The organism is Listeria immobilis (assembly GCF_014322845.1).
Classification (GTDB): domain Bacteria; phylum Bacillota; class Bacilli; order Lactobacillales; family Listeriaceae; genus Listeria; species Listeria immobilis.
In genome coordinates, this window is the sequence record NZ_JAASUA010000006.1 from 99,233 (window position 1) to 113,665 (window position 14,433).

Sequence of the window (14,433 nt, forward strand, 5' to 3'; positions counted from 1 at the left end):
CACTTTTCCAAGCGGATGTCTATTTTTTTATTCATAACGCAATGCTTCAATTGGGTCTAATTTAGAAGCTTTAATTGCTGGCACAAGACCGAATATTACTCCAATCAAAATGGAAAAACTCAACCCGCCTAGTATTGCAGGAATAGAAATAATATATGGATACCCCGTCATATTGGTAAGCCCCACACCGATACCAATACCAAGCCCAATACCGATGCACCCACCTAATAACGTCAGTACCATCGCTTCTACTAAAAATTGCCATAAAATTGTGCCTCGTCTTGCTCCAAGTGCCTTTTTTATACCAATTTCTCGAGTTCGTTCCGTTACTGAAACAAGCATAATATTCATCACACCAATTCCCCCTACTAATAGAGAAATACTCGCAATCCCTCCAAGTAAATAAAATTGTGCTTTATTAAACTCCTCAATTTCTTCATCAATATTTCCCATATTATATACACCATAAATAAAATCTGATTCAGGCAAATCTGCATTTAAAAGGGCTGCTGCTTCCTCAGCTATCCTTTGTAAATCATCCGTTTTTTCAGTTTGAATCATTACTGTTGGTGAAGGGTTAATACTTTCTTGTATAAGTGGCCAATTTTTTGTTGTCACATATGCCGCTCCCATTTCCTCATCACCATTCATCATTGACCATTCTTTTGCAGTATCACCAGTTGGCTCCATTACACCAATAATACGGAAAGGATAGCCCGCATACTCAATTATTTTCCCGATACCATCACCTTCTGGAAAAAGTGTATCATAAGCAAATTGATTTAATACGATTCCTTGAGATCCACTCGCATAATCTGATTGGTTAAAGCCACGTCCTGTTGTTATTTTCATCGTATTTAAGTGAAAATAATCCGAATTCACTGCTCGAATATCCACTTCCGAAGATATATTTTCCCGAAAAACCGATCCCCAACTATTATAAGAAACTACCACATTTTTCATTCCTGGAATATTTTTCATTTCATCTATTTTTTCTTGGCTTATTTCTGTCATATATTCTGGTGGGCGTTCTTCACCAGTATACCCTTCTCCCCCTGCGCCACTGAATTCCGCTTCCGGTGCAAAGGAAAGTTCTAATGAATTATTCGTGCCACCAACTATCTCTTTCTTTAACGCTTCACTACTACTTTGAATCAAGCTAACAATAGCAATAATCGCCGCTAGCCCAATAATTACCCCTAACATGGTTAAAATGGAGCGAAGTTTATGTGCCCAAATAGATTGTAAAGAGAGCTTTATATTTTCAAGCATGGATTTCGCTCCCCTCGTCATGCGTTAATTCTCCATCACGAATCATTATTTTCCGATTAGTATATGCAGAGACTTCCGCTTCATGAGTAATGACGATAACTGTAACACCATCTTTATTCAATTTAGAGAAAAGCGACATCACTTGTTCCCCGGTTTTTGTATCAAGTGCGCCAGTTGGTTCGTCTGCTAAAATAAAAGCTGGATTTGTCACTAATGCTCGAGCAATTGCTACCCGTTGTTTTTGACCACCAGATAGCGTTGGCGGTTTAAAACTTTCTCGATCTTCTAAACCAACTTTTTGTAATGCAATCCGAGCTCTTTCTGTCCGTTCTTTTTTCGATACACCTGCATAAACTAATGGTAACTCCACATTTTGTAGCGCCGTCAACCGTGGCATCAAATTAAATGTTTGAAAGACAAAGCCAATGGAATGATTACGTAATTTGGCTAGTTCTTTTTCTGACATCAACCGAACATTTTTACCATAAAGCAAATAATCTCCAGTTGTCGCTTTGTCAAGGCAACCGATAATATTCATTAAAGTAGATTTTCCCGAACCAGAAGGACCCATAATAGAAATATATTCCCCTTCTTGTACTTCTAAACTAATATTCTTTAATATCGGAATCTCATTTTTTCCTTGCCAGTACGATTTATAGACATTATTCAGTTGGAGCATCCGTTTGGACCTCCATTCCTTCTTTCACAAATGAATCTGGGTAGATAATATAGTCGTCCTTTTTAAGTCCCTCTGTTACTTCTACTGTCATCATTTCTTTATCTTCTTTTCCTAATTTAACTTCTGTCGCCTTAGCTACACCATCATTTGCCGTCCAAACAATGGATTTACCATCTTGTTTAGCAATAAAATCAGACGGGATAGAAGGAACACTACTTTTACCTTCACTTGCTTCCACATCTAAACTAATAAAGACGTGTCTTCCAATATTTAATCCTTTAGCTGCACTTAACTCCACTGTAAAAGGATACTTTGTTAAATTAGGATTTTCTTCCGCTTCCATATCTTCTGTTCCAGCATTCTCTTCCATGCCTTCATTCGGTAGCTCACCAATTTCACTAATTTTACCTTGCCATGTTTCCGATTCATCTTGACGGTTTATGATAGTTACTTTTTGGTCTTTTTTTAGTTCATCACGACGGAATTCATCAACAGAACCTTTGATGTAGTATGTAGACATATCCACAATTTCCATAAAAATGGCTGGATTAGTTTCTTCTGTTGTAACGGTTTTATTCATTTGTGTTTGATCTAATTTTTTTACTACACCACTTACAGTCGAATAAACAATATTGTTATTATTTTTAGAGCGAACTGCCTCTAGTGCCGCCTCTGCTTTTTCAACACCAAAAGTGGCTTGTTTTAATTCTAAATCGGCTTGTCCTTTTTCTTGTTTTAATTCTTCCTGCTCTTCTGGTGTTGCCTCTTTTATTTGTTTAGTTAACTTATTTATAGCCGCTTGTTGTTGGCTAACTGTTGCTTTTTGCATTTCTAATTCTAGTTCAGCTTCTCGAACTTCTAAATCACCCTCAGGATTAGAGTAACTATACAATTTTTGATCTTTTTGGACTGTATCTCCCACTTTGACGTAACATTTATTTACGGTACCTTTAGAACTATCAATATTATATTTGCTTGTTGCTTTTGGCTCGATGACACCTGTGAAATAACTTCCTGAATCCACGTCACCTTCACCTAAAATATCTTTGACTTGCATTGCAATGATGGTCGTTTCGTCCCCGTCAACGGTTTCATCACTCTTTTTTATGTTGGTAATAAAAATAGCTATCATTATTGCAGCGATTAATAGTACAACAGAAAGAATAATGAGGATGATTTTTTTCTTGTTCTTTTTTTGTTGTTGATTCTTCACCATATTCACTCCCTTTAAAAAATTCTTACTATTTAAGATTAGCTGATAGAAAATAAAAAGTCAATCACTTTATTACAAAAAAATGACATAAATTACAATAAAATGACATAAAAAAGCAACCTATTGCTAGATTGCTTTTCTTTACATATTGGTTAGACGTTCAATTCTCGCACTGATTGGCGGATGAGAATCAAATAATCCTGGTTTATCTTTTTTAGATTTAAGCGGTGAAGCGAAATAAATAGACTCACTAGATGCACTAACTTCTTCCATTTTCTTTGAATCACCACTAATTTTTTTTAATGCTTCAATCAGTCCATCTGGATTTCGAGTTAATTCAACTGCACTTGCATCTGCTAAATATTCCCGGTTTCTAGAAAGAGCAAACTGAATTGCAGTAGCGATAATCGGGGCCAATATAACGAAAATAAGTGCAACCACATAAATAATTATCTGTGCCCCGCCACCATTATTATTATCGCTTTTACGACTATTTCGACTCCCTGTTATACTTCCCCAAAAAATCAGACGCATAGCTAAATCACTAAGAATAGCAACTACTGCAACAAGGGCAATCGAAATTGTGGATAAACGGATATCATAATTACGAATATGAGAAACTTCATGGGCAATAACGCCCTCAAGTTCATATCGTTCTAGTTTATTTAATAATCCTCGAGTAACTGCAACTGCCCCTTTTTCAGGTGAAATACCTGTAGCAAAGGCATTTGGACTTTCATCTTCAATAATATATACTTTTGGCATTGGAATTCCGGCAACTAGAGCCATGCTTTCTACAGTATCCCATAAAATAGGAGCTTGATCTTTTGATTTTATTTCTTTCGCACGGTTCATCGCCATAACCACAGATGAACTGCTCATAATCATAATCAAAATATAAAACACACCGATAACAGCCGCAAGTATAAGCCCATTTAGATAATTATTCCAAACAATAATCCCTATAGCAGCACCCACCATAAGAACGAAAATAAAAAAGCCAATTACAATAAAAATAGTTTTTCGCTTATTTGCTGCGATTTGTTCAAATAGCATGCTTTTCGCTCTCCTTCACGGCTTAAAACTCTACTTTAGGAGCAACACGTTCTACTTCTGGAATAGAAAGCATTTCACGTTCAGTAAAGTTATGCAGTTTTGCAATGATGTTTGTCGGTACAGATTGAACTTTTGTGTTATAGCTCATAACTGTTGTATTGTACAATTGACGAGAATAAGCTACTTTATTTTCCGTAGTAGTTAATTCATGTTGTAATTCTATAAATGATGTATTTGCTTTTAAATCAGGATAAGCCTCACCTAATGCAAAGATAGATTTTAATGCACCACTTAGCATATTATCTGCTTCGATTTGACCTTGACGATTATCAGCAGGCATCTCCATCATTTTATTACGTGCTTCAATTACTTGTGTTAATGTTTCTTTTTCGTGTTTAGCATATCCTTTAACAGTTTCCACCAAATTAGGAATTAAATCAAATCTACGTTTTAATTGTACATCAATTTGTGCCCATGTTTCATCTACACGGTTGCGATATTTTACAAGGCTATTGTAAAGTCCAAAGTAAATTAAGACTAGAACAACCACTACAACAATAGTAATAATCCATCCTATCATATAAATCTCCTCCTTTTAATATAGTCTATTTCATTATACCTTACTTTAAGGAAAGACAACAATCCTACTGCAGAATGAGCTTTTTTATTTTTTCTTTCTCATAAAATAAAATGGCTTTACAGGTTTGTCCACTGGCATTTTTATTGTCATCATCGCATTTGGTGCGCGATCAATTTTTTCTCCATCTTCATTCCAAAGCTCTTTTACAACTTGTTTAAAGCCAGTATCCCCTGGTCCATAAAACTCAATTTCTTCTCCAACACCAAAATTATTTCGTTGTTGTAAAGTAGCAATTTTGGTTTCCTCATCATATTCCAACACTTGGGCAGCAAAAGCATATTGTGGAATTTTACGCGTTTTCCCAAATAACTGTTCGTCCTCAGTAGGTTCTTTATAGAAAAAGCCTGTGGAAAGTTCGCGTTGTGCTACTTTCCATAACTCTTCTTCCCAAGCTGGATCAAATACATAGTTTTCTGGATCGGCACAATAAGCATCTACAGCACGACGATAAACACTTGCAACCGTCGAAACATAGTGAATGGATTTCATTCGCCCTTCAATTTTTAAGCTATCTACACCCGCATCCACCATATCAGGAATATACTTAATCATTGATAAGTCTACTGCGCTCATCGAAAATGGTTCTTCATCTGAATCCACCAAATTTTTTGATACGCCATTATCTATTTCAAATAAATCATATTTCCAACGACAACTTTGCGCACAGCCTCCACGGTTTGCATCTCGGTTTGCCATATGATTCGATAGCGTGCAACGTCCAGAATAGGAAATACACATAGCTCCGTGAATGAAAGCTTCCATTTCAACATCTGTTTGTGCGCCAATTTCTTGGATTTCTTGCATGCTCACTTCACGTGCCAGTACAACACGTTCTAAACCTTGTTTTTTCCAAAATTCGAGTGTCTTATAGTTTGTAGCAGAAGCTTGTGTTGATAAGTGTACTGGTAAACCTGGAGCATCTTCAAAACAAATACTAATTAAAGCAGGATCAGAAACGATTACTGCATCAATACCAATATCTCGAAGTGTCCGAAAGAATTCCCCTGCACCTTCTGTATCCCCTGCATGAGCTACCATATTAGCAGCTACATATACTTTGGCATCTCTTTCATGTGCAAAACTAACACCTTGTTCCATTTCTTCAAAAGTAAAATTTCCAGCTCGTGATCTTAAACCAAATGCCTGACCACCAATATAAACAGCATCCGCCCCATAGCGAATGGCGATTTTTAATTTTTCTAAGTTACCAGCCGGAGCTAGCACTTCTGGTTTTTTCATTATTCTAGTCATTATGCTATTCCCCCTACTTCACATCATCCGGATTTTTCAAATAAAATCCAGCATCTAATTTTCTTGTCGACGGTTGTAATTCCGTTAATTTATTCACAAAATATTCTGCAACGAACTGGTTGTGAATAATTGCTTCTTTTGCTTGAACAAAAAGCGCAGCAATTTCAACAAAGTTATCTGAATTAGCAAGAACCCCATCTAATTTCCACGTTCTACAACCCGCTTCATATAAATCGGCCAAATATGGCACCAATGAAATATCCTCAGAAGCAAAAATATGCGTTCCAGATTCATCTTCATAAATTGGCAATTGACTCGTTTCATCATTAGGCTCACGTAAATAAAGACCTCGTTCTCGAGAAGTATCCTCTTCCATTTCTACAATCCGATTATAATTCGTCACCAATTTGCGCTTAGATTGATGAATACACGTTGGTCCGTAAACCAAAACTTCAGTTGGAATTGAAAGATTTTTAGTAATATCTTTTATTTCGCCTTCTGTTAATTCTCTAGCAAGTACTGCTCCAACTGCTCCTTGTTTTTCCCAAAAAGCAATTTGCTCTGCGCTAGTCACAAATGTTTGGGCATCATAAATAAATGGTAGCGGCTTATTCATTTCTGTTAAAAGCATAATTGCTCCCGGATCGCCACACGCCACAGTATCAACGTCCATTTCTGCAAGTTGTTCCAAAAATGGCGGCAATAACTCCATATGCTCATTATGCATCAGCGAATTAACAGCTACAGTTACCTTCTTTCCTTGTTGATGCGCTAAATTAACTATTTCACGTAATTCCTCGACAGAAAAAGAATGTGGTAATCGCAAGCCAAATTGGCTATTTCCTACATATAATCTGTCTACCCCCGCGCGAAGCAATTTTTCAGCTTGAATAATTGAATCTGCTGTCGCAATGATTTCCATGATTTTCTCCTCATTTCTACAAAAACGTTACTTGATAAATGTATCACAAGATGAGTGCTTACTCAATAAGAATTTTGGCATAGAAAAAAGAGACTAAGAAGTGCTTTTAGTCTCTAATCTATTTTATCTTCTTTTGAAATTTTGAAAAGTTTAAGTAAAGGGCGATATGTACTTCCTATTAATCCAAGTGTTTCGATCATTATTTCGATTAAAAGTAATAACACACCTATTAATAGCATGGAACCCCACAACGTTGACATCGTAAAAATAAAGGCGAATAAAGAAAACAATGCTGCTATCGCATAAATTAAAATTACCGTTTGTCGATGTGTAAAGCCAAGTCGTAATAAACAATGATGTAAATGAGATTTATCTGCCATTGCAATTGGTTGTTTGGTAACTAGTCTTCGAACGATTGCAAACACAGTGTCTGAAATTGGTACACCCAAAATTAAAATTGGTACGATAAGTGAGATAAAGGTAACGTTTTTGAAACCCATCACTGATAACACAGAGATAATAAAACCTAAAAAAAGTGCCCCTGTATCACCCATAAATATTTTAGCTGGGTTGAAATTGTATGGTAAAAATCCAAGTGTGCCTGCTATTAATACGCTGGCAATCATAATTACAAGTGCATCTCCCATAATAAATGCCATTCCTAAAATAGTCAGTAAGGCAATGGTTGAAACACCCGCTGCAAGACCATCTAGTCCATCAATTAGGTTAATTGCATTAGTAATCGCAACAATCCAAATGATCGTTAAAGGAATACTTAATACCCCAAAATGAATCTCGCCACCAAATGGTAAATTAATGAAATCTATGCTAATCCCGCCCCAGAAAACAATAATAAAGGCTGCTAACACTTGACCAATTAATTTATATCTTGCTTTTAATTCTAAAATATCATCTAAAAAGCCTGTTAATGCCATAACAAATCCTGCAATCAGAAGTGGCCATAAAAACATATTATCAATCGGGAGTAGTAGCATCCCTACCACAAAACTAATAAATATAGCTAAACCACCTAAACTTGGAATAGGTTTAATATTAATTCGTCGCTTATCTGGTTTATCTGTAATATCAAAATAAAGCGCTATTTTTCGAATTAGCGGTGTAATTAACACGGACACGCCAAAACAAATCACTATAATCATCCAGTTCATGGCTAGTCCTCCCCGCCAAATTTTTCATTCATCTCATTATACTTTTTTATTTATAAAAAAACAACGAAAATCATTATTCTTGCTACACTTAACTCATTTTTATACAAAAAAGCTTGAAACGAGTTAAAATCATTTCAAGCTTTTTTTTATTGTTTAATCCTTGCTACAAACTGAAATCTACTTCCAACATACTGGGAACGTGTGAATTCAAATGGTCGACCATCTTCTAGCATAGTGATTTGTCGAAGTTTCATAACAGGTGAGCCGAGTTTTACATCAAGATATGGCGCAATTTTTTCTGAGACTAAAGAAGCTTCCATGATTTGTTCTGCTTCTCCAATTGGTTGACCAAGCTTTAATTCAATCGCTTTATAAAGGGAGTCCATAATATCTTCCTTTGTAAGCAGTGAAGCAATTTTTTCTGGAATTGCAGCAACCTCGTAAAGTATTGGAACGCGGTCGCCGTAACGAATCCGCTCAATTTTCATCACATTGCTGTTTTCTGGTAGTTGTAGTGCTTCTTGTTCTTGCGTACTTGCTGGACGAATCCCATATGATACAATGCGTGTCGAAGGAACCTTACCCTCTTGCAGCATCAAATTAGTAAAACTCGTGACTGCCTCCAGTCGTTCTGTCAATTTCTTTTCCGCAATAAATGTGCCTGCACCAATACGTCTTTGCAAAATATTGTCATCCACTAAGCCTTGAATTGCTTGTCTAACTGTCATCCGGCTAACATGGAACATTTCTGCAAGTTGGCGTTCAGCAGGTATAGAAGTTCCAACACTCCAAATGCCATCTTCCATCTTCTTTTTAATTTCACTTTGAATTTGAATGTAAATCGGTATTCCTGATTGTTTATCGATCATTTTCCCGCCCTCTTCTTATAGAAGTGACGCCGCCTCATTGTCAAGAATCACTGTAACATCTGGATGATTTTGAAGTACAGAAGCAGGACAATTCACATCTACAGGTCCTTTAATAGTTTCTTTGATTGCTTGTGCTTTGTTTTCACCAAAAGCAAGTAGGATAATTTTTTTTGCATTCATAATAGATTTAATTCCCATAGAATAAGCATGCGTCGGTACATCTTCTTCTCTTTCGAAAAAGCGTTTATTGGCTTCGCGAGTGGAATCAGTTAACACGACTTTATGTGTAAGTGAATCAAAGGAAGTTCCTGGTTCATTAAAGCCGATATGGCCATTTGTACCAATACCTAATACTTGAATATCTACTGGATGCTCTGACAAAATATCTTCATAACGAGAACATTCTGCTTCTGCATCGGTCGCTTCTCCATTTGGTAAGAAACTTTCTTTAAATGCTTTTTTAGAGAATAATAAATCGTTCATATAGTAATGATAACTGTTTGGGTCGTCTGCTGCAAGACCTACATATTCATCTAGGTTAGTTGTTGTTACATTTTTAGTATCTACATTACTCTTTACAAGCTCTGCATATAGGGTTTCTGGCGTACTTCCTGTTGCTAGCCCTAATGTTTTTACTTCACCAGAGGTAATGCCTTTTTCAATCAATTCTAAAGCTTTTTTTGAACCTGTTAATTTATTTTCTGTTGTGATAAGTTGCATAGTAATTATCTTCCTCTCAAGAATGTTTTTTTCCGAATGAATATGTGGCAGTTATTTGTAAATCATCATCTAAAATATTGAAATCTGCATCTTTACCTGCTTGAATAGCACCTTTTTGTGTTAAATTAAACTCCCGAGCTTGGTTTCCAGAAGACATAAGAACTGCTTCTTCCACAGTACAACCAGTAAATTTAATCATATTACGGAAACCATCATCATAAGTTAACACGCTGCCTGCAAGTGTTCCATCTTCTAAACGAGCTTGTTTATCTTTTACGATTACTGTTTGACCGCCAAGTTCAGATTTTCCTTCTGGCATACCTTTTGCGCGCATGGAATCAGTAATGATACAAAGATGTTCTGCACCTTTCATTTTATAAGCTAATTTCACCATATCGGGGTGAACGTGAATTCCATCAACAATTATTTCAGCATTAATACCTTGCTCAAGTAAAACGTGCCCTGGAACACCTGGCTCGCGGTGCGTCATTCGGTGACAAGCATTATATAAATGAGTGGCATGGGTTGCTTTACTTGTTTTCAAGTGTTCCCGAACATCATTAGAGTGTCCAATACTCGGAACAACACCTAGTTCAAAACAAAAATTCTCAAAGTCCGCAGAAGTTTCATGTTCTGGTGCATAGGTTACTAATTTGATTAAACCACCAGAAATATCAAACCATTTTTTAAAAAGTTCTAAATCAGGTGCTTGAATGTATTCTTCTGGTTGCGCGCCTTTAAAGACCTTTGAAACAAATGGACCCTCTAAGTGAATTCCACCAATTACTGGCTCTGTTTGTGCTACTTCATTGATTACTTTTAATGCTTTTTCAATATTTTCATGTGATTGTGTCATTGTTGTTGGGAAGTAAGTAGTAATCCCTTCATTTAACATACCATTCACTTGTTTTCTAAGCGCTTCTGGATCTGCATCCATTGCATCAAAACTATAACCACCGTGGGAATGAACATCAATAAATCCTGGAACAATTTTTTGTCCTTTAGCATCAATGACTTCTTCTATATTATCTGCTTGAAAATCAGCCATGGAACCAACTTCCAAAATCTGTTTGTCAAACCTAACAAAAGCGTTATCAAGAACTCCTTTACCAGTATAAATTGTAGCGTTTGTAATTACTTTATTAGCCATTACATATTGCCTCCTCGTTAAATCGGTCTATACCAATTATTATAACATGTATCTATTAAAATGCAACTTATCTTTTCCTATTTACCCCGAACGATATAAAAATAAGCAAAAATAAAACTTTGAAAAAATAATTTCAAGCATTATAGCTAGCCTATTCCATATTATAAAAAATGATATAGCGCTTATTTAGGTAAAATACTAGCTGTATCAATTTCTAGTTAGTTTGAAAACAACCCCTACATTCGAATATAAAAAAAGATTGTAAGCAAAATGATTTCTCACTTTGCCAACAATCTTAAGTGTCGCACTTTTTATTTATCTTCTTCTTTTGGTTCTTCTTTTTTCTCTAATTCTGGAATAAGCACTTCTTTTTCTTCTTTTGGTTTTTCTTTTGCTGCTTCTTTTTCCAGCTCATTTAATTGATCTTCCATAGATGCTTTTTCAGGCTTTTTGAAATTTTGTTTTTCGCGTTCAATAATTTCATCTACCATTGTTGTAAAGTTTTGTGCTTTATCTTTGATGACTTCTTTACTTTTCTTCGTTTTCTTTTCTAACTCATCCATAAGATCATCAAAGGATTGAGAAAGTTCTTTGTTCATATCTGCTTTTTTCTCAGCTTCATCTGCTAAATCGCGTTGTTTTTGCGCTTCATGGTAATCACTTACGCTACCCCAACTCATATCATGAATTACTTTATCCATTTTTTCAGATGTTTCTGTGGCATTTTTTTCCGCCATTTCAGCTAGATGTTGTGTTTTAAGATTTTTCCATTTTAAGCGCATTTCGTGCATCCGTAATTCCAATTTTTCAAGTTGCTCTGATGCTTGTTCATAATGACCTTTTGTAGCTTCTAATTGTTCTTCATATTGAGCCACTTCTTCTAGAGCAAAATCTGCTAACTTAGTTTCACCTGCTTCTTTTGCAATTTCAGCTTGGTGACGACGTTTTTCAACATAAACTTCCATTTCTTTATATTCTTTGTAGAAAAGAGATTTTAATTCACGTTGTTTTTCAACCATACGTTCTGCATCTTTCATTTCTTGTTTGGTTTTATCCATATAGTAGCTCACTGAATTACGACGTTTTTCTTCACGTTTCTCAATCTTTTCGCTTACTTCTTTATTCCATTGTTTCATTTTTTCAAAAAGGTTTGCCATTTTTTTCTCCTCCAATTATTTATTGTATGGGTAGTCAAAGATATCATCATTTTTTTTAGGTTTATTTTTATTTCTAGTTAGGAAGTAAATAATTGCGCCAATAATCACGACAACCAAAATTCCTTTTAAGTTAGCTAGAATAATCAAGGCACCAACGCCGATTAAAACTCCATATAAGATTTTCTCTCCTAAAGAACGTGCTTCGAGAAGTTTCTTTAATGACCAAAAGCCTAGTACTGCACCAATTGTTGCCATAATTGCTGGCCATAGTACTATAAGTATCATTGAAATTAGTAAAACTATTAATACACCGATCAAAATTGCTCTCAATACGTCTACCTCCTTACTTCCAAGAGTAGCTAATTTATCTTTCTTTTATTACTGTACTTATCATAACGCTATGTATCAACTTGAAGAACCCGCTGTAGAAGGAAATTCACCTACAACCTGAGTCCTATTATCTACTTAAAGGATAACATATTTTCATGACAATTAGGAAACATTCCAAGTAAAAAACAGTTTGTCTCTTGCTAAACACAAGAAACAAACTGTTTTAAGAACTATTTAATTTTTTCTTCATATTGGATGGATGAAACCCCACCTTCTGAAACCATGTTGGCTTCTTCAAGTTCCGTTTCTGAAATATCGGCTTCCTCATAGCGCGACCTAATATCATTTACTTCATCAAAAGGGGTAGGTGGATGTTGTTTTTTCACCACATAAACTGCTACACAGGCAACCACCCCAGCAATTGTTCCAGCAATAATACCAACTTTACTTTTCACACTATCAACCTCCTCTTGAAATCCTCTATATTATTCCCTAAAAAAAGAAAGGCAAAACAAAAAGGAGCTGGAAATTCCAACTCCCTCTTTCTTGCTAAAAATGTAAATAGTTGCTTTTTGGTTTGCGAATAAAACAAAGCATTGCTGCAACTACAAAGATTAATGCTGGGAAAAAGCCTATTAAAACAGTTGAAACAAGCGATACAATTCCCGCTAATAAGAATAAAAAACCAGATAGAACGGGCTTTTTGTTATTAACAATGTAGAATATACCAACTATCCCAAGAATTAAAGTGATTATTCCACCTGATAAAGCTACCCACGACAACGTATGTACAAAATCTAATACTCTATCAGCATCTGGAATTTCACTTTTTGGAATATCCCATTCAGCCATTGTTTGATAGTAATTATTATAATAAGTAGTTAATCCTTCATTGGCTTTAGAACCATTTACCATTAAAAATCCTATAGTAGCAATTGCAGCTTGCATTAATACACTAAAAACTAGACCAATAATAGCAAGTACAACTTCACCTGTTCGTTTAATCATTCTAAATGCCTCCGTTTCTTCGCTTATTTTTACAGTATACTATATGTGTTCCTGAGAATAAACCATTAATTTTACAGAAAAAGAAGACCAATCGTGCGTTTTTAAGTAAAAAAATGTATAATTTGTTCATAACGAAATATAAAGGGGCGTAAAATAATGCTAAAGCGTGTGTTCTTCTCCATTATCTTACCACTAGGCTGTTTAGTTGGAGCACTATTTATACTATTAACCATCAATACTTCCTATCCAAAAGCAGCACAAGACACCATTCCTACGATTTTTATTCATGGTTATCGTGGTACTGATCGCTCACTTCATGGAATGATACGTCGCTTTGATCAAAAATATGATTGGGCAAAAGAGACATTAACTGTAAATGTAAGCCCTGATGGAAATATCTCGACTACAGGTACATATGATAAATCAACAAAAAATCCACTTATAAATATTGTGTTTGAAGATAATCGGGCAACTTTACCACAACAATCTATGTGGACGAAAAAAGTTATGTCCTACCTACAGCAAAACTACGAAATCAAAAAATTTAATGCAGTTGGTCATTCGATGGGCGGGGGCGCTTGGGTAGCTTATTTAGCAAGTTATGAAAAAAACAAATCCTATCCACAAGTAAATAAAATTGTATTTCTAGCTGTACCATTTTATCCAGAAGAGTATGTCAACGGCGATCAACAAGTGGATATTAAAAATGCCAACAATGTGCATACAAAATTTGCTGAAAAAATGGCAAAAGTATTGCCTACTAATACAGAAATTATGATTATTGGAGGAAACCTAGAAGATGGTTCTAATAGTGACGGAGAAGTTAAATTAGATAGTGTGCTATATGGTCAAAAATTATTTGCACATCAAAAAGTGACTACTCATGTAATTAAAGGACCACAAGCAACTCATAGTAGCATGCATGAATCTACTGTTGTAGATAAATATGTTGGCTCATTTTTATGGGGACGGAAATAAAAGTTAAAGGAAGTTTATT

16 protein-coding genes are annotated in these 14,433 nt (G+C 35.4%); 1 reads left to right on the top strand and 15 read right to left on the bottom strand.

Annotation, left to right across the window (positions count from 1 at the left end):
• Positions 1–27: 27 nt before the first annotated feature.
• From HCJ45_RS09310 to HCJ45_RS09380, 15 genes are all read right to left on the bottom strand, one after another.
• Positions 28–1,272: an ABC transporter permease gene (locus HCJ45_RS09310; protein WP_187124616.1), complete on the bottom strand. Its 1,245-nt coding sequence runs from the start codon at positions 1,270–1,272 to the stop codon at positions 28–30.
• Positions 1,265–1,951 carry an ABC transporter ATP-binding protein gene (locus HCJ45_RS09315; protein ID WP_185397598.1) on the bottom strand — a complete coding sequence of 229 codons (687 nt, stop codon included), beginning with the start codon at positions 1,949–1,951 and terminating at the stop codon, positions 1,265–1,267. Before HCJ45_RS09315 ends, HCJ45_RS09310 begins: the two co-directional genes overlap by 8 nt.
• Complete coding sequence (locus HCJ45_RS09320) at positions 1,935–3,164, bottom strand: efflux RND transporter periplasmic adaptor subunit (RefSeq protein ID WP_187124617.1); 1,230 nt, start codon at positions 3,162–3,164, stop codon at positions 1,935–1,937. Before HCJ45_RS09320 ends, HCJ45_RS09315 begins: the two co-directional genes overlap by 17 nt.
• Before the next feature lie 141 nt (positions 3,165–3,305).
• Complete coding sequence (htpX, locus tag HCJ45_RS09325) at positions 3,306–4,220, bottom strand: zinc metalloprotease HtpX (protein ID WP_185346406.1); 915 nt, start codon at positions 4,218–4,220, stop codon at positions 3,306–3,308.
• Positions 4,221–4,242: 22 nt separating this feature from the next.
• Entirely contained in the window at positions 4,243–4,800 is a 558-nt protein-coding gene (locus HCJ45_RS09330) for a LemA family protein (RefSeq protein ID WP_185346408.1), read from the bottom strand.
• Positions 4,801–4,884: 84 nt separating this feature from the next.
• Positions 4,885–6,111 carry a peptidase U32 family protein gene (locus tag HCJ45_RS09335; protein ID WP_187124618.1) on the bottom strand — a complete coding sequence of 409 codons (1,227 nt, stop codon included), beginning with the start codon at positions 6,109–6,111 and terminating at the stop codon, positions 4,885–4,887.
• 13 nt (positions 6,112–6,124) lie between these two features.
• A complete protein-coding gene (locus HCJ45_RS09340; protein ID WP_187124619.1) occupies positions 6,125–7,033 on the bottom strand; it encodes a peptidase U32 family protein in 909 nt (302 codons plus the stop codon).
• Positions 7,034–7,146: 113 nt separating this feature from the next.
• On the bottom strand, positions 7,147–8,202 hold the full coding sequence (locus HCJ45_RS09345; protein ID WP_187124620.1) for a glycosyltransferase family 4 protein: 1,056 nt from the start codon (positions 8,200–8,202) through the stop codon (positions 7,147–7,149).
• Between the two features lie 146 nt (positions 8,203–8,348).
• Positions 8,349–9,071, bottom strand: a complete 723-nt coding sequence (locus HCJ45_RS09350) for a GntR family transcriptional regulator (RefSeq protein ID WP_187124621.1) — start codon at positions 9,069–9,071, stop codon at positions 8,349–8,351.
• 15 nt (positions 9,072–9,086) lie between these two features.
• On the bottom strand, positions 9,087–9,791 hold the full coding sequence (nagB, locus tag HCJ45_RS09355) for a glucosamine-6-phosphate deaminase (RefSeq protein ID WP_187124622.1): 705 nt from the start codon (positions 9,789–9,791) through the stop codon (positions 9,087–9,089).
• Between the two features lie 16 nt (positions 9,792–9,807).
• Positions 9,808–10,941 carry an N-acetylglucosamine-6-phosphate deacetylase gene (gene nagA, locus HCJ45_RS09360; RefSeq protein ID WP_187124623.1) on the bottom strand — a complete coding sequence of 378 codons (1,134 nt, stop codon included), beginning with the start codon at positions 10,939–10,941 and terminating at the stop codon, positions 9,808–9,810.
• A 311-nt stretch (positions 10,942–11,252) separates the two neighbouring features.
• Positions 11,253–12,098 carry a PspA/IM30 family protein gene (locus HCJ45_RS09365; protein WP_187124624.1) on the bottom strand — a complete coding sequence of 282 codons (846 nt, stop codon included), beginning with the start codon at positions 12,096–12,098 and terminating at the stop codon, positions 11,253–11,255.
• Between the two features lie 15 nt (positions 12,099–12,113).
• Positions 12,114–12,428 (bottom strand): lmo0954 family membrane protein, encoded by a 315-nt coding sequence (locus HCJ45_RS09370; protein ID WP_185346424.1) that lies wholly within the window; start codon positions 12,426–12,428, stop codon positions 12,114–12,116.
• Between the two features lie 230 nt (positions 12,429–12,658).
• A complete protein-coding gene (locus HCJ45_RS09375; RefSeq protein WP_187124625.1) occupies positions 12,659–12,883 on the bottom strand; it encodes a hypothetical protein in 225 nt (74 codons plus the stop codon).
• Positions 12,884–12,977: 94 nt separating this feature from the next.
• The gene (locus HCJ45_RS09380) at positions 12,978–13,436 is read right to left on the bottom strand and encodes a DUF4064 domain-containing protein (RefSeq protein WP_187124626.1); all 459 of its coding nucleotides are present in this window, start codon (positions 13,434–13,436) and stop codon (positions 12,978–12,980) included.
• 156 nt (positions 13,437–13,592) lie between these two features.
• Here HCJ45_RS09380 and HCJ45_RS09385 point away from each other — a divergent pair, with 156 nt between their 5' ends.
• Complete coding sequence (locus tag HCJ45_RS09385; protein ID WP_187124627.1) at positions 13,593–14,414, top strand: alpha/beta hydrolase; 822 nt, start codon at positions 13,593–13,595, stop codon at positions 14,412–14,414.
• Positions 14,415–14,433 lie beyond the last annotated feature (19 nt).

Bases quoted from the DNA above. Each gene is read 5' to 3' on its own strand.
- HCJ45_RS09310 (WP_187124616.1), bottom strand. From the start codon at position 1,272: ATGCTTGAAAATATAAAGCTCTCTTTACAATCTATTTGGGCACATAAA.
- HCJ45_RS09315 (WP_185397598.1), bottom strand. From the start codon at position 1,951: ATGCTCCAACTGAATAATGTCTATAAATCGTACTGGCAAGGAAAAAAT.
- htpX (WP_185346406.1), bottom strand. From the start codon at position 4,220: ATGCTATTTGAACAAATCGCAGCAAATAAGCGAAAAACTATTTTTATT.
- HCJ45_RS09330 (WP_185346408.1), bottom strand. From the start codon at position 4,800: ATGATAGGATGGATTATTACTATTGTTGTAGTGGTTGTTCTAGTCTTA.
- HCJ45_RS09335 (WP_187124618.1), bottom strand. From the start codon at position 6,111: ATGACTAGAATAATGAAAAAACCAGAAGTGCTAGCTCCGGCTGGTAAC.
- HCJ45_RS09340 (WP_187124619.1), bottom strand. From the start codon at position 7,033: ATGGAAATCATTGCGACAGCAGATTCAATTATTCAAGCTGAAAAATTG.
- HCJ45_RS09345 (WP_187124620.1), bottom strand. From the start codon at position 8,202: ATGAACTGGATGATTATAGTGATTTGTTTTGGCGTGTCCGTGTTAATT.
- HCJ45_RS09350 (WP_187124621.1), bottom strand. From the start codon at position 9,071: ATGATCGATAAACAATCAGGAATACCGATTTACATTCAAATTCAAAGT.
- nagB (WP_187124622.1), bottom strand. From the start codon at position 9,791: ATGCAACTTATCACAACAGAAAATAAATTAACAGGTTCAAAAAAAGCT.
- nagA (WP_187124623.1), bottom strand. From the start codon at position 10,941: ATGGCTAATAAAGTAATTACAAACGCTACAATTTATACTGGTAAAGGA.
- HCJ45_RS09365 (WP_187124624.1), bottom strand. From the start codon at position 12,098: ATGGCAAACCTTTTTGAAAAAATGAAACAATGGAATAAAGAAGTAAGC.
- HCJ45_RS09380 (WP_187124626.1), bottom strand. From the start codon at position 13,436: ATGATTAAACGAACAGGTGAAGTTGTACTTGCTATTATTGGTCTAGTT.
- HCJ45_RS09385 (WP_187124627.1), top strand. From the start codon at position 13,593: ATGCTAAAGCGTGTGTTCTTCTCCATTATCTTACCACTAGGCTGTTTA.